This is a genomic window from Yersinia ruckeri ATCC 29473 (genome assembly GCF_000754815.1).
In the GTDB taxonomy this organism is placed as follows: Bacteria; Pseudomonadota; Gammaproteobacteria; order Enterobacterales; family Enterobacteriaceae; genus Yersinia; species Yersinia ruckeri.
Map to the genome: position 1 here is coordinate 1,370,360 of NZ_KN150747.1, position 21,594 is coordinate 1,391,953.

Sequence of the window (21,594 nt, forward strand, 5' to 3'; positions counted from 1 at the left end):
CGGAGAGAAACTATGTTTGAACCTATGGAACTGACCAATGACGCGGTGATTAAAGTCATCGGCGTCGGCGGTGGCGGTGGCAACGCTGTCGAACACATGGTGCGTGAGCGCATCGAAGGTGTTGAATTCTTTGCCGTTAATACAGACGCTCAGGCGCTACGTAAAACGGCAGTTGGCCAGACTATTCAGATCGGTAGCGGTATTACCAAAGGTCTGGGTGCTGGTGCGAACCCGGAAGTGGGTCGTAATTCAGCGGAAGAAGACCGAGAAGCTCTGCGTGCAGCACTTGATGGCGCAGATATGGTCTTCATCGCGGCAGGTATGGGTGGGGGTACCGGTACCGGTGCGGCACCAGTAGTTGCTGAAGTAGCAAAAGAACTGGGTATTCTGACAGTCGCCGTGGTTACCAAGCCTTTCAACTTTGAAGGCAAAAAACGCATGGCATTCGCTGAGCAGGGTATTGCCGAGTTGTCCAAACATGTGGACTCATTGATCACTATTCCGAACGACAAGTTGTTAAAAGTTCTGGGTCGCGGCATTTCCTTACTGGATGCATTCGGTGCAGCCAACGACGTGTTGAAAGGCGCTGTTCAGGGGATCGCTGAATTGATCACTCGTCCGGGCCTGATGAACGTTGACTTTGCTGACGTGCGTACCGTGATGTCCGAAATGGGTTATGCCATGATGGGTTCCGGTGTTGCCTGTGGTGAAGATCGTGCGGAAGAAGCGGCAGAAATGGCGATTTCCAGCCCGTTGTTGGAAGATATCGACTTGTCTGGTGCCCGTGGCGTGCTGGTTAACATCACTGCTGGTTTCGATCTCCGTTTGGATGAATTCGAAACTGTAGGTAACACAATTCGTGCTTTCGCATCTGACAACGCTACCGTGGTTATTGGTACGTCACTGGATCCTGAAATGAACGATGAACTGCGTGTCACCGTGGTTGCTACGGGTATCGGTATGGACAAACGTCCTGAAATCACGCTGGTTACCAATAAGCAAACTCAGCCAGTGATGGATCACCGTTACCAGCAGCACGGTATGTCACCTTTGCCGCAGGAAGTTAAAGCTGCAGCTAAAGTGGTGAACGACCAGACGGCTCAAACGAACAAAGAGCCTGATTATCTGGATATTCCAGCTTTCTTGCGTAAGCAGGCGGATTAATTTCCGAAAATTTGGAATCTCCGCTCTTTGTGCTAAACTGTCCCGCCGATCTTCTTATATGCTAGATCGGTAGGATGGATAACATTGCGAGATAAAACGATGATCAAACAAAGGACATTAAAACGTATTGTACAGGCGACGGGTGTCGGTTTGCATACCGGCAAAAAAGTCACGCTGACAATGCGACCCGCGCCGGCTAATACCGGGGTCATCTATCGTCGCACTGACTTGAATCCACCGGTTGATTTCCCGGCAGATGCAAAATCCGTGCGTGATACCATGCTCTGTACTTGCCTGGTCAATGAGCATGACGTGCGTATTTCAACCGTTGAACATCTCAACGCTGCTTTAGCAGGGTTAGGGATCGATAACATTGTTATAGAAGTAAACGCACCTGAAGTGCCGATTATGGATGGTAGCGCGAGTCCTTTCGTGTACTTACTGCTAGATGCCGGAATTGAAGAGCTGAATTCAGCGAAGAAATTCTTGCGCCTGAAAGATACCGTACGGATTGAAGACGGTGATAAATGGGCTGAGCTGTCTCCATTTAATGGATTCCGTTTAGATTTCACCATTGATTTTAATCACCCGGCGATAGATTCCAGTACGCAGCGTTACCGCTTGGATTTCTCGGCTGATTCATTTGTACAGCAAATCAGTCGTGCGCGTACTTTTGGCTTTATGCGTGATATCGAATATTTGCAGTCCCGCGGTTTGTGCCTGGGCGGTAGTTTCGATTGTGCCATCGTGGTAGATGATTACCGCGTTCTGAACGAAGATGGCCTGCGCTTCGAAGATGAGTTTGTTCGTCACAAAATGCTGGATGCCATCGGCGACCTGTTTATGTGCGGCCACAATATTATTGGTGCGTTCACCGCGTACAAATCGGGTCACGCACTGAATAATAAGTTACTGCAAGCCGTATTGGCCAAACAGGAAGCTTGGGAATATGTGACGTTCCAGGACGAAGCCGAAATGCCATTGGCATTTAAAGCACCGTCCACGGTATTGGCTTACTAAAAGCGATTACTTCTCACGTTTGGTTGCGTTGGCACTCTCTCCGGCCAACGCCGCCAGCCGTTCCAAAATAGTCCTTAATTTTTCCGGGCTACGGCTAGCTAATCCTCGTAATTCCTTTGCACTTTCCAAACTCAAGTGGCGTAATGGCACCGTTTCTTCGGTTTTCTGCGAAGATTTAATGGCTTCTTGTATTTTGTTATGTCCCTTCGCCATTAACGCAGGATTAATCCTGATGTCGATTGAAGACAATGATGGTAGAATTTGCGCTCGTAGTGCTGAAAGCAGGTTGGGTTGTTCGTAACGTAACCGCATTAACCAACTGGCGTTGGCGGTTTCCAGCACCAAAACACTCTGTCGATAATTAGCTACACGGCACCAAGGCTGCAACTGTGATGGGAGTAATCCTTTCACCGCACGATTGAGTTTTAACAGTGCGACAGCGCGTTGTTGTACGTTGTGCAGTGGGCCTTTTTCCGCTGCAGTCGCATCATCGAACAGAATATCTAATAATTGTGGGCGGCTTTCACGCATTGACAGGGCTCCGGCGGATTTTAAACTTGTGATCGGTATTCTAAATCGTTGGCGACAATTTGGCAGACGTTATTTCTGGCCGCATCTCCTGTTGGGGATGGTCGCGGCGAGTCTTGGCGTGCCGTCCAACCTGTCCGGCGCACCGGATCAAGCCGCGTTGCCGAGTACATCGTCTAGCCAAAGTCGCCAGAATAACGGTGCTTCCAGTCATTTTCAGAGTCTTGCATTATTGCAAGACACGCATCGTCGCTCTTCATTCAGCGTAGACTATTGGCAGCAGCATGCGCTTCGCACCGTCATTCGTCATCTTTCTTTTGCGCTTGCGCCTCAGGTTTCCTACAGTCGCGTTCAGGAAGAGGTTGAAAAGCTAGAGCAGATTGAGCCGACACAGATTCAACAGCTTGCTCTGCTGGATACGCTTAACGCATTACTCACTCATGAGTCGCGGCCACCAACTATCATTCGTTATACCAAACGTGCACCTCAGCCCGTTTTCTCCCTACATCAACCTGGCTTATGGCTTGCTCAAGTACAAGGTATTCGAGCCGGCCCCGTTCGCTACAGCTAGCTATCTTCTGAAGAATTCAATTTAACGAAACCTTTGACCGCCGGTTTGGTGGTCTTGTAAGAGATATAAAGAATTATGCTAATCAAATTACTTACCAAAGTCTTTGGCAGCCGTAACGATCGTACTCTGCGCCGTATGAGCAAAGTGGTTGATGTTATCAATCGCATGGAACCGGACATGGAAAAGCTGTCCGATGAAGAATTAAGAGCCAAAACGGATGAATTCCGTGCCCGTCTGGCAAAAGGCGAAGTATTGGAAAACCTGCTTCCGGAAGCTTTTGCCGTCGTACGTGAAGCCAGTAAACGTGTGTTCGGTATGCGCCACTTTGATGTGCAGTTACTGGGTGGCATGGTGCTGAATGAACGTTGCATAGCCGAAATGCGTACCGGTGAAGGTAAAACCCTGACCGCGACGCTGCCTGCCTACCTAAATGCGTTAAGCGGTCGCGGTGTCCACGTCGTAACCGTCAACGATTATTTGGCACAGCGCGATGCGGAAAACAACCGTCCACTGTTTGAGTTCCTGGGTCTGAGCATTGGTATCAACCTGCCAGGTATGACTGCGCCAGCCAAGCGTGCAGCCTATGCCGCCGACATTACTTACGGCACTAACAACGAATACGGTTTTGACTACCTGCGCGACAATATGGCATTCAGCCCAGAAGAGCGCGTACAGCGTCCGTTGCACTATGCATTGGTCGATGAAGTTGACTCCATCTTGATCGATGAAGCCCGTACACCATTAATCATTTCTGGCCCGGCAGAAGACAGTTCAGAAATGTATATTCGGGTTAACAAACTGATTCCAAAACTGATACGCCAGGAAAAAGAGGATTCAGATAGTTTCCAGGGGGAAGGTCACTTCTCGGTGGATGAAAAGTCCCGTCAGGTGCATTTGACTGAACGCGGTTTGATTAAGATTGAACAGATGCTGGTCGAAGCCAGCATTATGGAAGAAGGCGAGTCCCTGTACTCTCCGGCCAACATTATGTTGATGCACCACGTAACTGCTGCCTTGCGTGCCCACGTGCTGTTTACCCGTGACGTCGACTACATTGTTAAAGACGGTGAAGTGATTATCGTCGATGAACATACTGGCCGTACCATGCAGGGGCGTCGCTGGTCTGATGGTCTACATCAAGCTGTTGAAGCTAAAGAAGGCGTGGAAATCCAGAATGAAAACCAGACCCTGGCATCCATTACTTTCCAGAACTATTTCCGTATCTACGAAAAACTGGCCGGTATGACCGGTACTGCTGATACCGAAGCCTTCGAATTCAGTTCTATCTATAAACTGGATACCATTGTTGTTCCAACTAACCGCCCAATGATTCGTAAAGATCTGCCAGATCTGGTTTATATGACCGAAATGGAAAAAATTGGCGCGATTATTGAAGACATTCGTGAACGTACGGCCAAAGGGCAGCCCGTGTTGGTGGGGACTATTTCCATCGAGAAATCCGAAGTGGTTTCTGCTGAGTTGACTAAAGCCGGTATCGAACACAAGGTTCTGAACGCCAAATTCCATGCTATGGAAGCAGAAATTGTTTCTCAGGCAGGTCAGGCGGGAGCGGTGACTATTGCCACCAACATGGCTGGTCGTGGTACCGACATCGTGTTGGGTGGTAGCTGGCAGAGCGAAATCGCACAGTTGGAAGACCCAACTGAAGAGCAGATTGCCGAGATTAAGTCCGCCTGGAAAGTTCGCCATGATGCTGTTTTAGCTTCGGGTGGTTTGCACATCATTGGTACCGAGCGCCACGAATCCCGTCGTATTGATAACCAGCTGCGTGGTCGTGCTGGTCGTCAGGGTGATGCCGGCTCCTCCCGCTTCTATCTGTCAATGGAAGATGCATTGATGCGTATTTTTGCCTCTGACCGCGTGTCTGGCATGATGCGTAAACTGGGTATGAAACCTGGCGAAGCTATTGAACATCCGTGGGTGACCAAAGCGATTGCTAATGCCCAGCGTAAAGTTGAAAGTCGTAACTTCGATATCCGTAAACAATTGTTGGAATATGATGATGTTGCCAACGACCAGCGTCGCGCGATTTATAGCCAACGTAATGAGTTGTTGGACGTGTCTGACGTTAGTGAAACCATTAATAGCATCCGTGAAGATGTCTTCAAAGTGACGCTGGACAGCTATATTCCACCACAGTCTCTAGAAGAAATGTGGGATATTGAAGGCTTGGAACAGCGTTTGAAAAACGATTTCGACCTGGATATGCCGATTGCACAGTGGCTGGAAGATGAGCCACAGCTACACGAAGAAACATTACGTGAGCGCATACTTCAGCAGGCCATTGATGTTTACAACCGCAAAGAAGAAGTTGTTGGCATTGAAATGATGCGTAGTTTCGAAAAAGGCGTGATGCTACAAACGCTGGATTCCCTGTGGAAAGAGCATTTGGCCGCCATGGATTACCTGCGTCAGGGTATCCATCTCCGTGGTTACGCGCAGAAAGACCCTAAACAGGAATACAAGCGTGAGTCTTTCGCGATGTTCGCGGCTATGCTGGAATCCCTAAAATATGAAGTGATTAGCGTGCTGAGCAAAGTTCAGGTTCGTATGCCGGAAGAAGTTGAAGCGCTGGAAGTCCAGCGTCGTGAAGAAGCCGAGCGTTTGGCCAGACAGCAGCAGCTAAGCCATGAAAATGACAATAGTGCTTTGATGTCACAGGAAGAGGCGAGAGTCGCGGCAAACCTTGAGCGCAAAGTAGGTCGTAATGACTCATGTCCTTGTGGTTCAGGCAAAAAATATAAGCAGTGCCATGGCCGTTTGCAGAAATAACGCTGTAGCTGGGTAAAATAGTTAAAACAGTAAATTGCAGGGCGGCCGAATAGACCGCCCTTCTTTTTGCTTAAATTCGTGCTAACCGGAAGTTAACGCGAGATAAAACGGGGAATAACAGTATGAAACACTTACAGATTGCTGTAGGTATTATCCGCAATGCGCAACAAGAGATTTTTATTACGCAACGTGCGGTAAATGCCCATATGGCGGGTTTCTGGGAGTTTCCTGGCGGTAAAATAGAACTGGGCGAAACGCCTGATGCCGCTTTATATCGTGAATTATTGGAAGAAACCGGCATTGTGGTACAAAACGCGATACCAATAAAAACGCTGGAGCATCATTTTCCCGATCGCATCGTCACACTGATGTTTTATCTGGTGGAACAATGGCAGGGAGAACCGTTTGGTCGCGAAGGACAACCTATGCGTTGGGTAAAACAAAGCGAATTACAGGCAGAAGAGTTTCCACCTGCGAATCTGTCGATTGTTGAGTTGCTGAGATCTCAAGTGTAAAGCCTCTTGGATAGGAGCAGTCTCTCGTTGCTCCTATTATCACAATGGGAGTTAACAAAAATATACCGTCAACTCTCGCACCGTGTGGCACTGTCACTGGGGATCTTCTTCGCTCCACTCATCGCTATCAGAAAGCTCGCCCTGGCTTGGGATTCGCTTTTCTTCATCGGCCCATTCGCCGAGATCGATTAGCTGGCAACGTTTGCAGCAGAAGGGACGATAAGGGCTTTGCTCACCCCAAATAACGGTATTTCCACAGGTTGGGCAATTAACCTGAATTTCGCTTGAATCCATTTTATCTCCTGAAACTTGCTTACAGCATAACGCTTATACGGTCGCTTATCATCTTACTGAATGCGAAATTAACAACAGGCTAATTCGAATGTTAGCCGTTCCGGTACGGTGCCATTCTCGCTATCCAGCGGCAGAAAACGTATGGCATAACGGGTCTTATGGCCTGAAACCTGTGGGTAAAGCTGGTGCTCCATTGAAATGCGTAACCGCAATAAATCGGCTCCTTCCGCGTTATCCTGAAAGAATCCGTTTAGGCTGATTTGGCTGCGCAATGGGCCAGATTGGCGGATTAAATCCAAAATTATCGTCAACGATTGGTTCAATGGTGTCAAAGTATCGAGCAACGTATTGATATGTCGATCCCGCTGTCCTTGAGGCAAGTGCAGCCAGATATGCAATGTTGGTAAATCGAAGCTACAGCAGCCACCGGGAATACTGAGACGCTGGCGAACCAGACTGATTAGCCGATCTTCTTTCAGCGACTGTCCAATCCGCGGAGCTGACATCAGCACTGATGCCCGTTGTTTTAACTGCTCACGCAACTTATCAATAACCGTCATGTCGACGCCAGGAACATCGGCCCACAACTGTAGTTTTTGTTGTTGTCGCTCAAGTTCTTTCAACAAATCGGTACGTACTTCACCTCGTTCGAGAACATCGATCAAATCAGAGGCGGTACGGAAAAAGGTCAGAGCATTGGCAATATTGGCCAAACTTCGTTGATTTTCTAATTGCTGCAACAAGAATTCGATACGCAACCAAGTACGCATTTTTTCATTAAGCGGGTGTTCAAAAAGTACTGTTGAGGTGAGATCACTCATCGATGTAAATCCTGTTGGGTCACGGTCGCCAACCTTAAATATCGGTGATGGAGAGAGGCAACGAGCGGCGGGATCGTTGAGGGATCACCGCTATTGTCAATAATATCATCTGCGGAGGCCAAACGCTGTTGACGAGAGACCTGCGAGGCTAAAATATGTTCTGCTTGCTGACGGCTGATACCGTCTCTTGCCATGGTACGCTTAAGTTGAATTTCTGGTGCAACATCTACAACCAATACTCGATTTGCTTTATTGCTCAGGTTATTTTCAACCAGCAACGGGATCACCCAAAGTGCATAAGGCGCCTCGATCATGGCGAGCTGACGTTGCGTTTCTTGCTGGATTAACGGGTGCAATAGTGCATTGAGCCAGTTTTTTTCTTGTGGATCATTAAATATTTTTTCCCGCAATGCTGAACGATTCAGGCATCCATCGGTGAGCAGAATGTTCTGTCCATAACGGCTTTTAATCTCGTTTAGCGCTGGCGTGCCAGGTTCTACAACCTGACGGGCAATAACATCAGCGTCGACCAAAGAAACACCTAAATTGGCGAAAGCATTGGCCACCGTGCTCTTGCCACTGCCAATTCCTCCAGTAAGTGCAACAATATAAGTCATCAGGTCGCCTTGCATACTGCCGTTGAATAAGCGAATTGTAACTGAAAGTAGCGTGTTAGACATAGCGTGTATGCATTCAGATATGCTGATTATCAAATGTATCAGCCAGCTAGCTATGGATGTGCATATTTTGCAAATTTACGCGGGCGTCTACTAAATAAAAACAGAAGATAACGTGATTCATTTAGGTAGGAGAGTTTCGGTGATTTTCAGGTAATTTGTGGGAGTGTAGCTTAAATAAAGGTAAATTCGCAGTCTTGCCGAAGAATTATTCCTGCGTATGATAGCTTCACTGGAAATGGCGTCTATCACGCCCGATCTCGTTTTGCGATCTATCGCCAATAACCAGGAAACTAAAAGCCATGCGTATTGAAGAAGGTTTGAAATTAGGTTTTAAAGATGTATTGATTCGACCTAAACGCTCCACGCTGAAGAGCCGCTCCGAAGTTGAATTAGACCGCCAGTTTACCTTCAAACATTCAGGTTGCAGTTGGGCTGGTGTCCCAATTATTGCTGCCAATATGGATACCGTCGGCACCTTCCGTATGGCTGAAGTTCTTGCCTCATTTGATGTGCTCACCGCTGTACACAAACACTATTCTGTTGAGCAATGGGCCGATTTTGTGCGCCGGGTACCTGAATCCGTGTTACGCCACGTGATGGTTTCTACTGGTACGTCTCAGGCTGACTTTGTCAAAATGAAGCAAATCCTGGCTCTTTCTCCAGCACTGAAATTCATCTGTATCGATGTGGCGAATGGTTATTCGGAACACTTTGTGGCGTTCTTGCAAAAAGCCCGTGAAGCCTGTCCTGATAAAGTGATCTGTGCTGGTAATGTTGTTACTGGCGAGATGGTTGAAGAGCTAATTTTGTCCGGTGCTGATATTGTAAAAGTCGGTATTGGCCCAGGTTCGGTTTGTACCACCAGAGTAAAAACTGGTGTGGGTTATCCGCAACTTTCAGCGGTGATTGAATGTGCTGATGCGGCTCATGGTTTAGGTGGGCAGATTGTCAGTGACGGCGGTTGCTCTGTTCCTGGCGATGTGGCAAAAGCTTTCGGTGGTGGCGCAGATTTCGTGATGTTGGGCGGAATGCTAGCGGGTCATGATGAGTGTGAAGGCAAAGTTGTCGAAGAGAATGGCGAGAAATTCATGCTGTTTTACGGTATGAGTTCTGAGTCGGCAATGACACGACATGTGGGTGGGGTAGCTGAATATCGTGCTGCCGAGGGGAAAACTGTAAAATTACCATTGCGTGGTTCGGTTGATAACACCGTGCGTGATATTATGGGCGGATTACGCTCAGCCTGTACTTATGTTGGTGCTTCTCATCTGAAAGAACTCACCAAACGCACCACTTTTATCCGCGTTGCAGAGCAAGAAAATCGGGTGTTTGGTAGCAACTAAGTCTGATTTCGTCGCCACAGATTGACGATGGTTGTTCTAGCTAACGGCTGAATATTATGAAAGGACACTGATTGAGGTGTCCTTTTTCGTTGCCCGCCCCCCAAACCCCAAACCCCAAACCCCAAACCCTACAAAATGACCTGCTAGCCAATAACACCGCCTAATTGGAAGATCGGTAAATACATCGCGATGACCAGCGTTCCAATAATAATACCTACGATCAACATTAGTGTGGGTTCCAGTATCTGAGTAAGATTATCGGCTAGTTCTTCCGTTTGCTGCTGTTGCCAATTGGCGAGTTTTTCTAACATCATATCCAGTGAGCCTGACTCTTCACCAATACGCACTAGTTGCCGGCAAAGTGGCGGGAAAAGCGACTGATGTGATAGAGCCTCATTAAGCGGTACACCTTGGTTAATTAGCTGATAAATATGGTTGATGGCTTTTTTGTAAGGCCAATTATTTACTGACATTGCCGCAGCCTGTAATCCACGATCCAGCGTTAGACCCGCATTTTGTGTAACTGACAAGGTTCTGAAAATTTGGCTAAGACAGTGCCCTTGAATTAATGGTGCGATGAGCGGAAGGCGTAATAGAAAGCGTTGTTCTCGCTGTTGCCAGTGCAGTTTTTTTCTTATCTTGTAGCTATAAGTTAAAAATATAATGGTAAGAGCAGTAATAAAGTAAACACCATAACTTACCAGCACTCCAGATAAGTAAAGCAGCCCTAAAGTTAGACCCGGTAGTGATGTGTTAAGCGACTGATAGAGCTGTGCAAATTGTGGTAATACCATCATCAGCATAAAGATACTTACGCCTAATGCGACTGCACAAACAAAGGCTGGGTATCTAAGTGTCTTGGCGACTTTTTTTTGTAATTGTTGCTGTTTTTCCTGCTGTTCAGCCAATCGAATGCAGCATTTATCTAGTTCTCCGGTTAGCTCGGCAACGGCAATTAACTGTGTATATAGCGTTGGAAATATCGAAGGATAAATAGAGATAGCTTCAGAAAGTGGTTGTCCATGAATAACATTTTCACCAATCTCTCGTAACAGGCAACGCCACATTGGTGTATCAGCTTCAGTAGCCAGTAATTGCAGACTATTCATCAAGGGCAGTCCGGCTTGTAATAAGGTGGCTAAATGGCGAGTAAAACGAATCAAATATTGACTCTGTTGAGAAGGTGCATTTAGGCGTTGTTCACCTTTGATGGCAATAGGCTGAATCCCCAGCTGTATAATGCGGTCACGGGCGGTTGTCTTTTCTTTTGCTAGGCACTCTCCATTAACAATATTTCCTTCATCATCAATTCCTTGCCAGATAAATAGTCGTAATGTCATATATCGGCCTTTAGCTGAGACAAGTGACCAAAGACTCGCGAGATTTCATCTAAGCTGGTAATTCCTTCCCTAACTGCATTTAATCCGGCATTGAGCAGGGTATCATTTTCCCGGATAAAATCAGTACAGACTGAGGATTCCAGATTGCCACCTTGCGCCAGTATTTTTTGGATGGATCCGGTGATAGGCAGCATTTCATAAATACCTGTTCGACCATAATATCCTCCATTGCAATGCTCGCATCCAGTGGCTTGCCAGTGTGAAAGCGGCTCTGTCCACACCGAGGGGAGAAGCGTCACTGGTTGTGATGCGCGTTGTTTGCATTGCTGACACAGGCGACGCACCAGCCGTTGAGCAACCGTGAGTTTTAGGCAGGATGCCAGCAGATGATGACGGACGCCCATTTGAGCAAGTCTGCTTAGTGTTTCTCGGGTTGAGTTTGTGTGTAACGTAGATAGAACGAGGTGACCGGTTAGTGCCGCTCTGACAGCAATATTTGCCGTTTCATCATCCCGTATTTCGCCAATCATGATGACATCTGGGTCTTGCCGCAGTAGCGCTCTGAGCGTTAATGCAAAGTCCAGGTCTATTTTTCTGTTGGTTTGGGTTTGATTAATACCATCAACCGTTATTTCGATAGGATCTTCCACGCTGCAAATATTACGGCACTGTTGGTTAAGGTATGACAGGCAACTGTATAATGTAACGGTCTTTCCGCTCCCTGTTGGCCCGGTGACTAATATTAAACCCTGCGGCAACGTTAGTGCCTCCTGTAGTGTTTTAAGGGCATCAGGTGTTAGCCCTAGATACTGAAGTTTCTGTTGTTGGTGACTATCGAGAATACGTAGAACGATTTTTTCACCGTACTGAGTCGGCAATGTAGCAATACGCAGAGAGTAATTTTGCTTATCAAGATTGAGGTTAAGTTGGCCATCCTGGGGCAAGCGACGTTCAGCACTATTGAGTTTTGCCATGACTTTTAGACAAGCGCTAATACGGTTTATCAAACTGGGCGGTGGGGATATTATTGGGTGCAATATCCCGTCTATTCGCAATCGGATGCGGTAATGATGCTGGTAAGGTTCGAAATGAATATCCGATGCTCGTTTTTGAATTGCGGCACGTAATGTCTGATAAATAAAGCGAACGACGGGTATATCGCTTTCATGATTGAGCGTTGTGATATTTTGCCCATCAAATTGGTGTGACTCTGTTTTTTTCAGATCAGGTGGATGATTTTCTGCTTGTTCCGTCACCTGGAGTTCTGTATCTACATCTGATTTTATAAAGTGGGTTCCCGGTTGTGCGTGGTGGAGATGCTGCTCTATTTTTGCTGCTGGCCACAGCACTACTTCTATTTTTAAGCCACATGCAAAACTCAGCGTATTAATAACCTCTATATTTGGGTGTTGAAGCATGGCAACAGTTAATACATTTTGGTTTATTTTCAGTGGTACTGCCTGATAGTGCAGGCAAAGCCGTGATAGTTCATCGCCGGCTTCTCCGTTATTGGTTAGGTTATTTTTATGCATCGCTGTTTTGTGTATCTTTAAAAGCGAATATGGATTTACAGGCATCACTCATTCCGCTGTCCTTCGCGGTACATGTGCGAGACCACTCCAAATTGCCAGAATGGTTTTTTACCGGCGTTAGAACCACACTTAATCCTTCCAGTGTTTCCTGACCTGAAATACTGATAACGCCTTGAACAACCTGAATCATTTTCACATAACGCGTAGGTTGGTTGACTGGAATCCCCTGAGCGCCTGAGTTACAGCCAGTTAATGTTGAATGTTCCATTGAACAGACTTCAATCGCCATTCGGTAGGGAGCCGCAGTTTGCAGCATATCGGTCATTGCTGCCTTTTGGATGTAACCTTGATAGGCGGGGATACCAATACCACCGAGAATAGCGATGATGACTATCGAAACCATTAATTCTATAAGCGTAAAACCGTGGGAATAATGCATTTACACACTCCTTGTTATGAAAGACAGGGCAAGGGTGCATATTTTTTATCGGGGGTGAAAGTCGATTGAAACTGATTTGCGAGGAGTATTGGGGGTTATCGTTTGTGTTGCACAAAACGGGTGGATTCTTTCGGCGAGCCTCGCAAAAAAGAGCTCATTACTTTCTGAGCTCTTTTTTCTATCAGGGGAACTTGTTAGCTTTGCTGAAAACGCATGGAAAGGTCTAACGCGGTGACATGTTTGGTCAGTGCGCCGACAGAAATGAAATCAATGCCGGTTTCAGCGTAGCGGCGAATCGTTTCTAGAGTGACATTGCCAGAGACTTCTAACTGGGCACGATGGTTTGTGAGTTTCACTGCATCATGCATCATCGGAATGGTGAAATTATCGAGCATGATGATATCGGCCCCGGCATCCAGCGCCTGTTCTAGTTCATCCAATGATTCAACCTCGACTTCAACAGGTACATCAGGGTGAATCCAGAATGCCTTGCTAACTGCTTCTTTAACCGAACCAGCGGCAATAATGTGGTTTTCCTTTATCAGAAAGGCATCGGTTAGCCCTAGGCGGTGGTTGCTGCCACCACCACAGAGGACGGCGTATTTTAATGCGGTACGCAAGCCCGGCAGTGTTTTTCGGGTATCAAGCAATTGGGTGTGCAGGCCGTCCAACTGATCAACATAGCGTCTGACTTCAGTTGAAACACCAGATAACGTTTGTACAAAGTTTAACGCGGTGCGTTCTCCGACGAGCAAGGTTCGAGCTGGACCCGCGAGACGGCAAAGCGGTTGGTTTACATCTATTGCGTCGCCATCAGCCACCAGCCATTTGATGTCGACTTTACCACCGAGCTGAATAAAGACCTCGTTCACCCAACGTTGGCCGCAGAAAATGCCTGCTTCACGCGTTATTATGGTGGCAGAGGCCTGCTTATCAGCAGGGAGTAGTTGAGCGGTTAAATCGCGATCGGCGTCAACTTCTCCTCCCAGATCCTCGCTTAAAGCCAGAGCGACGGAAGATGGGATATCATTATGAATTCGCTCTAATAATGCGGCGCGACGACTGTCGGCACTGTAGTTGCGTGTCGGCATATAAAACTCCGAAATGGCGGATAGGTAGTTGTTTAAACATGCTACCCTGTTGCTAGCGGTAGTGCTACCACTGAGCCTATTCTGTATACGTATCGAGGTGATTAATGCAGTTAGATAATGGTTGGATTACCGGCGTAAAACGGGTGATTTCTCCTCATTTTGATCTCAGACCGGAAAGTGAAGCGCCTTCTCTTTTGGTCATTCATAACATTAGCTTACCGCCAGGCCAGTTTGGTGGTCCATATATCGACCAGCTTTTTACCGGAACGCTAGATGCCAATGAACATCCTTATTTTGCCGATATCGTGCATCTACGGGTCTCTGCGCATTGTTTAATCCGTCGTGATGGCGAGATTATTCAGTATGTGCCATTTGATAAACGAGCCTGGCATGCTGGTGTTTCTCAGTTTGATGGGCGTGAGCGATGTAACGATTTTTCTATTGGTATCGAGTTGGAAGGAACGGATGTGTTACCGTTTACTGACGCACAATATCAAAGTTTGGCGCAGATCAGTGCGTTATTGTTCTCTCATTATCCAATGACATTAGAACGAGTAACTGGGCATAGCGATATAGCGCCAGGCCGTAAAACCGATCCAGGTGCAGCTTTTGACTGGGTATTATATCGGAAGAGTTTGGTTCCATTTTTGGCGTAACTTTGCGGCAACCTGGGCAATCTTATTAGCGGTCACTGTCTCGTCGTTTTAGTTTTGTTTGTAACAACCGTTGCCGGGATACATAAGGCCTGATATTTCGGGCCATTGGAATGTTAAGGGAGAGGGGAACCTATGACGCTGTTTACGCTTTTACTGGTATTAGCCTGGGAGCGCTTATTCAAGCTAGGCGAACACTGGCAGTTTGACCATCGGCTTGAGGTGGTTTTCCGTCGGATGCACCATTTCTCTCTGCCGCAAACTCTTGGTATGACTATTCTATCTATGGCGATAGTTAGCCTGCTATTGCAGTTGGTGCAGGGCTATTTATTCGGTTTTCTTCAACTATTGCTGTGGGTTTTTATTTGCCTGCTCTGTATCGGTGCAGGTGGGATAAGAAAACATTATCGGGCTTACTTGAAAGCGACTCGTCAAGGGGATACCGATGCCAGTACTCAAATGGCAGCAGAATTAGCGTTGATTCATGGTCTTCCTGTTGATTGTGGTGAAAAAGACCGGTTACAGGCGCTGCAAAACGCATTGCTCTGGATTAATTTTCGCTACTATCTTGCTCCCTTATTCTGGTTTGTTGCCTGCGGTTCCTATGGTCCGGTAGCATTAGTGGGCTATACATTCCTGAGGGCTTATCAGACTTGGTTGGCCCGCCATCAGACGCCGTTACAACGCTCCCAGTCTGGTATTGATAGCATTTTGCATTGGCTGGACTGGATACCAGTACGTCTGGTGGGCGTTGCTTACTCATTACTAGGACATGGAGAAAGGGCATTGCCAGCTTGGTTCGCATCGTTGGGTGACTGTCGTTCTTCTCAATATCAAGTGTTGACCCAACTGGCACAATATTCACTGGCGCGTGAACCTCATTTAGACCCGGTGCAGACACCAAGATCAGCTGTATCTTTAGCGCGAAAAGTTACACTAACAGTGATTGTCGTAGTCGCGTTATTAACGATTTATGGTGCGTTGGTCTAGGGTATAGGACATTACTGACGTATTTTGATGCATGCATGTTGGTAGGGCGCGGTATATTCCAGGGTAAACATCTGGTGCTGGAATATACCGTCAGCGGTTTGGCTCGCGCATCAGCTTATTCCGCTGCTGATGCGTTGTGGTGTTATCAGGATTTGGCGCGTTTTTTTAACATATAACCCACGGCCAACAGCAAAACCCATACCGGAATCAGCAGTACTGAAATCTGAATACCCGGTGTTAAGCACATAATCACCAAAATACCGGCCATAAAGGCCAGACACAGATAATTACTGAACGGATACCAGAAGGCTTTAAATTTCGGCTCGATACCTTCGCGGTTTTTGGTTGCGCGGAATTTCAAGTGAGCGAGGCTAATCATCGCCCAGTTGATCACGAGCGCGGAAACCACCAATGCCATCAATAATTCAAAAGCACGGCCTGGGATCAGATAGTTAATCAGCACACAAAAAGCCGTGGCGAATGCTGAAACCGCAATGGCAATCACTGGAACCCCACGACCATCGACTTTCAACAGCATTTTCGGGCCATTGCCCTGTTTGGCTAAACCAAACAGCATGCGACTGTTACAGTAAACGCAACTGTTGTAAACCGACAATGCTGCTGTCAATACAACGATGTTCAACACCGTTGCCACCACATTGCTGTTCAATGCATGGAAAATCAGTACAAATGGACTGCCGCCTTCGACAACTTTGCCCCACGGGTATAGTGACAGCAAAATCGTGAGAGAACCAATATAAAACAGTAGGATGCGATAGATAACCTGATTGGTGGCTTTAGGGATGCTTTCGGCTGGATTTTCTGCTTCTGCTGCGGTGATACCGACTAATTCAAGACCACCGAAAGAGAACATAATCACTGCCATTGCCATCACCAAGCCCATGATGCCATTGGGGAAGAAACCGCCCTGTGCCCATAAATTGGTCACTGTGGCTTCTGGGCCACCTTGTCCGCTCAGTAATAACCAGCCGCCAAACAGGATCATGGCGATGATGGCGAGTACTTTAATCAGGGCAAACCAGAACTCCATCTCGCCGTAAACTTTGACATTCGCCAAGTTGATGGCATTAATGGCGAGGAAGAACACAGCGGCAGATACCCAGGTCGGGATCTCCGGCCACCAGTATTGGACATAGATACCCACGGCGGTGAGCTCTGCCATTGCCACCAATACGTAAAGCACCCAATAGTTCCAGCCGGAAGCAAAACCGGCAAAATTTCCCCAGTACTTAAAAGCAAAATGACTGAATGAGCCTGCAACCGGCTCTTCAACGACCATCTCACCCAACTGGCGCATGATCAGGAATGCAATAAAACCGCCAATCGCATACCCCAGTAATACAGAAGGGCCAGCCATCTTTATGGTTTGTGCGATACCGAGAAAAAGCCCGGTGCCAATTGCACCGCCTAAGGCAATGAGCTGAATATGGCGATTTTTAAGACCACGTTTTAGCTCCGCTCCTTCTTGTTGAACACCCATCGTTGCATCCTCTGTCATTTTGGCTCATGGCCATAAGTATTAATTGTGGTGTGTAATTCTAAAGTTCCGCTATTTGTATTATTTCATTTACGGGTTGGTAAATTAAAAATCAACTCATTGGCTACCCATAAGGCAAGAATAGTGGTAGGCAATAATTATTGCATCTGATTTTTCTATTAATTGTCGTTGTTTTGTTCAAAACGGAAATAAAAGTGCCAATAGTGTTCTGGCAAGTGAAAGGCCATAAAGAATGGTGTGAGTGTTTTTTAGACTATTACCGAGATGTGGGTGATTAATTAAATGGTCAAACCAGTTTTCAGCGGCACTCAATTGCATTAGAGATGTAGCAAAAGAATAATGTGAATTTAAATGCATGCTTAAAGATTTTATATGCAATAAATGGTCAACTATAACGCTTCAGCTTGCCTATTTACCCTATTTATAATCGTTACAATTTTGGCGGGGTGAGTAATGATATTACCGTCTATTGGTTATCACGATGCGGCGTAATATTGGTGAATTTGTTAAAATGTGCGGGCTTTCATGATTTCGGTCAAGGTCTGTATGGACAGCTAATGAATACTTTGTTACTTTATCGTCACGTTTTTGAAATTGGTATTACCAATTGACTCCGCGCTACTCGCAGAGATGAATTCACTCAATATGGCTGACAGCGCGACTGATAAAAAACATGGCCTACAACAAAATACGTCAACCCAAATTATCAGATGTTATCGAGCAGCAGCTTGAATACCTGATCTTGGAAGGAACATTACGTCCGGGCGAGAAATTACCGCCTGAACGTGAGTTGGCGAAGCAATTTGATGTTTCCCGACCCTCTCTGAGAGAAGCAATCCAGCGGCTAGAGGCCAAAGGCTTGCTGTTGCGCCGTCAAGGTGGCGGTACTTTCGTACAAACCAACCTATGGCAAAGCTTTAGCGATCCGCTGGCGGAGCTATTAGCTGATCATCCTGAATCACAATTCGATTTGCTGGAAACCCGTCATGCCCTTGAAGGCATCGCCGCCTATTACGCTGCGTTGCGCGGTACTGATGAAGATCTGCACATCATTCGTGAATGTCATACTGCGATTCAACAGGCACAAAACAGCGGTGATCTGGACGCTGAAGCTGATGCCGTCATGCAATATCAAGTGGCTGTCACAGAAGCTGCGCATAATGTGGTTTTACTGCATTTGCTGCGTTGTATGGGGCCGATGTTGGAACAGAACGTCAAACAGAACTTCGAATTGCTCTACTCGCGCCGGGAAATGCTGGCAACAGTAAGCAGTCACCGCGCCGGGATATTTGAGGCGATTGTGGCTCGCGAGCCGGAAAAAGCGCGCGAAGCCTCACACCGTCACTTGGCGTTTATTGAGGAAATTTTGTTGGATCTCAGTCGTGAGAATAGCCGCCGAGAGCGCTCGCTACGACGTCTCCAACAACGCAAGGATTAAGGGCTTGTCCTCATAGAGGATCGGTTCTATGTGCTTATTTTGAGCACTAAAGCGGCAACTAAACTGATGAGCCTATCTTCCGGTGCTTTCACCAGGGCGCGTGTTTTAACTCTGGTTTTATGACTCTGGTTAAAACACAGGAAGATAGACTCCAAATAAACCATTAGAGACAGATAAGGAATACCACCATGTCAGAACGTTTAATCAATGACGTGGATCCGATCGAAACCCGTGACTGGCTACAGGCGATTGAATCGGTTATCCGTGAAGAAGGTGTTGAGCGCGCTCAGTATCTGATTGATCAGGTTTTGGGCGAAGCCCGTAAAGGCGGCGTAAGCGTAGCTGCCGGTTCCGTGAACCGCAACTACGTTAACAGCATCGCAGTAGAAGATGAACCCGCTTACCCAGGCAACCTGGATCTGGAGCGTCGTATTCGCTCTGCCATCCGTTGGAACGCAGTGATGACCGTGCTGCGTGCGTCTAAAAAAGACCTGGATCTGGGCGGCCACATGGCATCCTTCCAGTCTTCTGCGACCTTCTACGAAGTTTGCTTCAACCACTTCTTCCGTGCTCGCAACCCAAAAGACGGTGGCGATCTGGTTTACTTCCAGGGCCATATTTCCCCAGGCGTTTACGCACGTGCTTTCCTGGAAGGCCGCCTAACCCAAGAGCAGATGGACAATTTCCGTCAAGAAGTTCACGGTAAAGGTTTGTCTTCTTACCCGCATCCTAAACTGATGCCTGAATTCTGGCAGTTCCCTACCGTTTCGATGGGTCTGGGGCCAATCAGCGCCATTTATCAGGCCAAGTTCCTGAAGTATCTGTCTCACCGTGGTTTGAAAGACACTTCTGCACAAACCGTTTACGCTTTCTTGGGTGATGGTGAGATGGATGAGCCAGAATCCAAAGGTGCGATCACCATCGCTACCCGTGAGAAACTGGACAACCTGGTGTTTGTTATCAACTGTAACTTGCAGCGCCTTGATGGCCCGGTTACCGGTAATGGCAAGATCATCAACGAATTGGAAGGCATCTTCAGCGGTGCTGGCTGGCAGGTACTGAAAGTTATCTGGGGCGGTCGTTGGGATGAGCTGCTGCGTAAAGATACCAGCGGTAAACTGATTCAGCTGATGAATGAAACGCTGGATGGTGATTACCAGACCTTTAAATCTAAAGACGGTGCTTATGTCCGTGAACACTTCTTTGGCCGTTTCCCAGAAACTGCTGCATTAGTGAAGGACATGACCGACGACGAGATCTGGGCGCTGAACCGTGGTGGCCACGATCCGAAGAAAGTCTTCGCAGCACTGAAAAAAGCGCAAGATACCCAAGGCAAACCAACCGTAATCCTGGCGCATACCATTAAAGGTTACGGCATGGGTGAAACTGCTGAAGGTAAGAACATCGCTCACCAGGTGAAGAAAATGAACATGGAAGGGGTTCGTCACTTCCGCGATCGTTTCAATGTGCCAGTTGCCGATGCCGAAATCGAAAAACTGCCATACATCACCTTCGAGAAAGATTCCGAAGAGTACAAATATCTGCATGAACGCCGTCAGGCACTGGAAGGCTACGTGCCAACCCGTATGCCTAAGTTCACTGAAAAGCTGGAAATGCCAGCATTGTCAGATTTCAGCTCCTTGCTGGAAGAGCAGAATAAAGAAATTTCTACCACCATCGCCTTTGTTCGTGCGCTGAACGTGATGCTGAAGAACAAGTCTATCAAAGACAGAATTGTTCCAATCATCGCCGATGAAGCCCGTACTTTTGGTATGGAAGGTCTGTTCCGTCAGATCGGTATCTACAGCCCGAATGGTCAGCAATACACCCCGCAAGACCGTGAACAGGTTGCTTACTATAAAGAAGACGAAAAAGGCCAGATCCTGCAAGAAGGGATCAACGAACTGGGCGCAGCCTCTTCCTGGTTGGCCGCTGCGACTTCTTACAGCACCAACGATCTGCCGATGATTCCTTTCTATATCTACTACTCCATGTTCGGTTTCCAACGTATTGGCGATCTGTGCTGGGCGGCAGGTGACCAACAGGCGCGTGGCTTCTTGGTCGGTGGTACCTCAGGTCGTACTACTCTGAACGGTGAAGGCCTGCAACATGAAGATGGTCATAGCCATATTCAGTCTCTGACTATCCCGAACTGTATTTCTTACGATCCGGCTTATGCTTACGAAGTCGCTGTCATCATGCATGATGGTCTGGAACGTATGTACGGCGAAGCGCAGGAAAACGTTTATTACTACCTGACCACGCTGAACGAAAACTATCACATGCCAGCAATGCCGCAGGGTGCAGAAGAAGGCATCCGTAAAGGTATCTACAAGCTGGAAACTCTGGCCGGTGATAAAGGTAAAGTTCAGTTGATGAGTTCTGGTGCTATCTTGCGCCATGTTCGTGAAGCTGCCCAGATTTTGTCTGAACAGTATGGCGTGGGTTCTGACGTATACAGCGTCACTTCCTTCACCGAATTGGCACGTGATGGCCAGGATTGTGAGCGTTGGAACATGCTGCACCCAACCGAAACTCCACGCGTTCCTTACGTAGCTCAGGTGATGAACGACGCTCCAGCTGTTGCTTCTACCGACTACATGAAGCTGTTCGCTGAACAGATTCGTAACTTTATTCCTGCCAGCGAGTTCCGGGTTCTGGGTACAGATGGTTTCGGCCGTTCTGACAGCCGTGAAAACCTGCGTCACCACTTCGAAGTTGATTCTTCTTACGTTGTGGTTGCCGCTCTGGGTGAATTGGCTAAACGTGGCGATATCGACACCCGCGTAGTTGCAGAAGCCATTACCAAGTTTGGTATCGACGCCGACAAAGTTAACCCGCGTCTGGCATAAGAGGTAAAGAG

The 21,594-nt window shown here is 47.4% G+C and carries 19 protein-coding genes; 10 read left to right on the plus strand and 9 right to left on the minus strand.

All coding sequences use genetic code 11. The features are described 5' to 3' along the window. Window positions 1-12: 12 nt before the first annotated feature. Both ftsZ and lpxC read left to right on the plus strand, forming a co-directional pair. Window positions 13-1,164 (plus strand): cell division protein FtsZ, encoded by a 1,152-nt coding sequence (gene ftsZ, locus DJ39_RS06025; RefSeq protein ID WP_038240851.1) that lies wholly within the window; start codon window positions 13-15, stop codon window positions 1,162-1,164. A gap of 99 nt (window positions 1,165-1,263) precedes the next feature. Beyond that, a complete protein-coding gene (gene lpxC / locus DJ39_RS06030) occupies window positions 1,264-2,184 on the plus strand; it encodes a UDP-3-O-acyl-N-acetylglucosamine deacetylase (protein WP_004719071.1) in 921 nt (306 codons plus the stop codon). A 6-nt stretch (window positions 2,185-2,190) separates the two neighbouring features. Here the strand turns inward: lpxC and DJ39_RS06035 are convergent, their stop codons facing one another. Further along, complete coding sequence (locus tag DJ39_RS06035) at window positions 2,191-2,715, minus strand: DUF721 domain-containing protein (RefSeq protein ID WP_004719072.1); 525 nt, start codon at window positions 2,713-2,715, stop codon at window positions 2,191-2,193. Window positions 2,716-2,743: 28 nt separating this feature from the next. Here DJ39_RS06035 and secM point away from each other — a divergent pair, with 28 nt between their 5' ends. The 3 genes from secM (at window position 2,744) to mutT (ending at window position 6,591) form a co-directional block, all read left to right on the plus strand. After that, window positions 2,744-3,283 (plus strand): secA translation cis-regulator SecM, encoded by a 540-nt coding sequence (secM, locus tag DJ39_RS06040; RefSeq protein ID WP_004719073.1) that lies wholly within the window; start codon window positions 2,744-2,746, stop codon window positions 3,281-3,283. Window positions 3,284-3,358: 75 nt separating this feature from the next. Next, window positions 3,359-6,076, plus strand: a complete 2,718-nt coding sequence (gene secA / locus DJ39_RS06045) for a preprotein translocase subunit SecA (protein WP_004719074.1) — start codon at window positions 3,359-3,361, stop codon at window positions 6,074-6,076. A gap of 122 nt (window positions 6,077-6,198) precedes the next feature. Continuing rightward, on the plus strand, window positions 6,199-6,591 hold the full coding sequence (gene mutT / locus DJ39_RS06050) for an 8-oxo-dGTP diphosphatase MutT (RefSeq protein ID WP_004719075.1): 393 nt from the start codon (window positions 6,199-6,201) through the stop codon (window positions 6,589-6,591). 93 nt (window positions 6,592-6,684) lie between these two features. Here the strand turns inward: mutT and yacG are convergent, their stop codons facing one another. The 3 genes from yacG to coaE form a co-directional block, all read right to left on the minus strand. After that, the gene (yacG, locus tag DJ39_RS06055) at window positions 6,685-6,885 is read right to left on the minus strand and encodes a DNA gyrase inhibitor YacG (protein ID WP_004719076.1); all 201 of its coding nucleotides are present in this window, start codon (window positions 6,883-6,885) and stop codon (window positions 6,685-6,687) included. 68 nt (window positions 6,886-6,953) lie between these two features. Beyond that, window positions 6,954-7,706: a cell division protein ZapD gene (gene zapD / locus DJ39_RS06060; RefSeq protein WP_038240848.1), complete on the minus strand. Its 753-nt coding sequence runs from the start codon at window positions 7,704-7,706 to the stop codon at window positions 6,954-6,956. Further along, on the minus strand, window positions 7,703-8,323 hold the full coding sequence (gene coaE / locus DJ39_RS06065; RefSeq protein ID WP_038240845.1) for a dephospho-CoA kinase: 621 nt from the start codon (window positions 8,321-8,323) through the stop codon (window positions 7,703-7,705). The genes zapD and coaE overlap by 4 nt, the downstream gene beginning before the upstream one ends. A 362-nt stretch (window positions 8,324-8,685) precedes the next feature. Here coaE and DJ39_RS06070 point away from each other — a divergent pair, with 362 nt between their 5' ends. After that, window positions 8,686-9,729: a GMP reductase gene (locus DJ39_RS06070; RefSeq protein ID WP_004719079.1), complete on the plus strand. Its 1,044-nt coding sequence runs from the start codon at window positions 8,686-8,688 to the stop codon at window positions 9,727-9,729. Between the two features lie 143 nt (window positions 9,730-9,872). Here the strand turns inward: DJ39_RS06070 and hofC are convergent, their stop codons facing one another. The 4 genes from hofC to nadC form a co-directional block, all read right to left on the minus strand. Further along, on the minus strand, window positions 9,873-11,069 hold the full coding sequence (gene hofC, locus DJ39_RS06075) for a protein transport protein HofC (RefSeq protein WP_038251230.1): 1,197 nt from the start codon (window positions 11,067-11,069) through the stop codon (window positions 9,873-9,875). Next, window positions 11,066-12,601, minus strand: a complete 1,536-nt coding sequence (gspE, locus tag DJ39_RS06080) for a type II secretion system protein GspE (RefSeq protein WP_038251232.1) — start codon at window positions 12,599-12,601, stop codon at window positions 11,066-11,068. The genes hofC and gspE overlap by 4 nt, the downstream gene beginning before the upstream one ends. Then, window positions 12,594-13,040, minus strand: coding sequence for a prepilin peptidase-dependent pilin (gene ppdD, locus DJ39_RS06085; protein ID WP_004719082.1), 447 nt, complete (start codon window positions 13,038-13,040; stop codon window positions 12,594-12,596). The genes gspE and ppdD overlap by 8 nt, the downstream gene beginning before the upstream one ends. 194 nt (window positions 13,041-13,234) lie before the next feature. After that, window positions 13,235-14,131: a carboxylating nicotinate-nucleotide diphosphorylase gene (nadC, locus tag DJ39_RS06090; RefSeq protein ID WP_004719083.1), complete on the minus strand. Its 897-nt coding sequence runs from the start codon at window positions 14,129-14,131 to the stop codon at window positions 13,235-13,237. A gap of 104 nt (window positions 14,132-14,235) precedes the next feature. Here nadC and ampD point away from each other — a divergent pair, with 104 nt between their 5' ends. Both ampD and ampE read left to right on the plus strand, forming a co-directional pair. Then, window positions 14,236-14,787 (plus strand): 1,6-anhydro-N-acetylmuramyl-L-alanine amidase AmpD, encoded by a 552-nt coding sequence (gene ampD, locus DJ39_RS06095; protein WP_004719084.1) that lies wholly within the window; start codon window positions 14,236-14,238, stop codon window positions 14,785-14,787. A gap of 132 nt (window positions 14,788-14,919) precedes the next feature. Beyond that, window positions 14,920-15,774: a beta-lactamase regulator AmpE gene (gene ampE, locus DJ39_RS06100; protein WP_004719085.1), complete on the plus strand. Its 855-nt coding sequence runs from the start codon at window positions 14,920-14,922 to the stop codon at window positions 15,772-15,774. Window positions 15,775-15,919: 145 nt separating this feature from the next. Here the strand turns inward: ampE and DJ39_RS06105 are convergent, their stop codons facing one another. After that, window positions 15,920-17,275 (minus strand): amino acid permease, encoded by a 1,356-nt coding sequence (locus DJ39_RS06105; RefSeq protein WP_004719086.1) that lies wholly within the window; start codon window positions 17,273-17,275, stop codon window positions 15,920-15,922. 691 nt (window positions 17,276-17,966) lie between these two features. Here DJ39_RS06105 and pdhR point away from each other — a divergent pair. Both pdhR and aceE read left to right on the plus strand, forming a co-directional pair. Continuing rightward, on the plus strand, window positions 17,967-18,731 hold the full coding sequence (pdhR, locus tag DJ39_RS06110; protein WP_004719089.1) for a pyruvate dehydrogenase complex transcriptional repressor PdhR: 765 nt from the start codon (window positions 17,967-17,969) through the stop codon (window positions 18,729-18,731). Between the two features lie 188 nt (window positions 18,732-18,919). Beyond that, window positions 18,920-21,583: a pyruvate dehydrogenase (acetyl-transferring), homodimeric type gene (gene aceE, locus DJ39_RS06115; RefSeq protein WP_004719090.1), complete on the plus strand. Its 2,664-nt coding sequence runs from the start codon at window positions 18,920-18,922 to the stop codon at window positions 21,581-21,583. Window positions 21,584-21,594 lie beyond the last annotated feature (11 nt).

What these genes read in the sequence shown, in the direction of transcription:
- DJ39_RS06105 (WP_004719086.1), bottom strand. Translation starts at nt 17,275, where the DNA reads ATGGGTGTTCAACAAGAAGGAGCGGAGCTAAAACGTGGTCTTAAAAAT.
- mutT (WP_004719075.1), top strand. Translation starts at nt 6,199, where the DNA reads ATGAAACACTTACAGATTGCTGTAGGTATTATCCGCAATGCGCAACAA.
- coaE (WP_038240845.1), bottom strand. Translation starts at nt 8,323, where the DNA reads ATGACTTATATTGTTGCACTTACTGGAGGAATTGGCAGTGGCAAGAGC.
- aceE (WP_004719090.1), top strand. Translation starts at nt 18,920, where the DNA reads ATGTCAGAACGTTTAATCAATGACGTGGATCCGATCGAAACCCGTGAC.
- lpxC (WP_004719071.1), top strand. Translation starts at nt 1,264, where the DNA reads ATGATCAAACAAAGGACATTAAAACGTATTGTACAGGCGACGGGTGTC.
- yacG (WP_004719076.1), bottom strand. Translation starts at nt 6,885, where the DNA reads ATGGATTCAAGCGAAATTCAGGTTAATTGCCCAACCTGTGGAAATACC.
- ppdD (WP_004719082.1), bottom strand. Translation starts at nt 13,040, where the DNA reads ATGCATTATTCCCACGGTTTTACGCTTATAGAATTAATGGTTTCGATA.
- DJ39_RS06070 (WP_004719079.1), top strand. Translation starts at nt 8,686, where the DNA reads ATGCGTATTGAAGAAGGTTTGAAATTAGGTTTTAAAGATGTATTGATT.
- DJ39_RS06035 (WP_004719072.1), bottom strand. Translation starts at nt 2,715, where the DNA reads ATGCGTGAAAGCCGCCCACAATTATTAGATATTCTGTTCGATGATGCG.
- ampE (WP_004719085.1), top strand. Translation starts at nt 14,920, where the DNA reads ATGACGCTGTTTACGCTTTTACTGGTATTAGCCTGGGAGCGCTTATTC.
- gspE (WP_038251232.1), bottom strand. Translation starts at nt 12,601, where the DNA reads ATGCATAAAAATAACCTAACCAATAACGGAGAAGCCGGCGATGAACTA.
- ftsZ (WP_038240851.1), top strand. Translation starts at nt 13, where the DNA reads ATGTTTGAACCTATGGAACTGACCAATGACGCGGTGATTAAAGTCATC.
- nadC (WP_004719083.1), bottom strand. Translation starts at nt 14,131, where the DNA reads ATGCCGACACGCAACTACAGTGCCGACAGTCGTCGCGCCGCATTATTA.
- ampD (WP_004719084.1), top strand. Translation starts at nt 14,236, where the DNA reads ATGCAGTTAGATAATGGTTGGATTACCGGCGTAAAACGGGTGATTTCT.
- pdhR (WP_004719089.1), top strand. Translation starts at nt 17,967, where the DNA reads ATGGCCTACAACAAAATACGTCAACCCAAATTATCAGATGTTATCGAG.
- secA (WP_004719074.1), top strand. Translation starts at nt 3,359, where the DNA reads ATGCTAATCAAATTACTTACCAAAGTCTTTGGCAGCCGTAACGATCGT.
- hofC (WP_038251230.1), bottom strand. Translation starts at nt 11,069, where the DNA reads ATGACATTACGACTATTTATCTGGCAAGGAATTGATGATGAAGGAAAT.
- zapD (WP_038240848.1), bottom strand. Translation starts at nt 7,706, where the DNA reads ATGAGTGATCTCACCTCAACAGTACTTTTTGAACACCCGCTTAATGAA.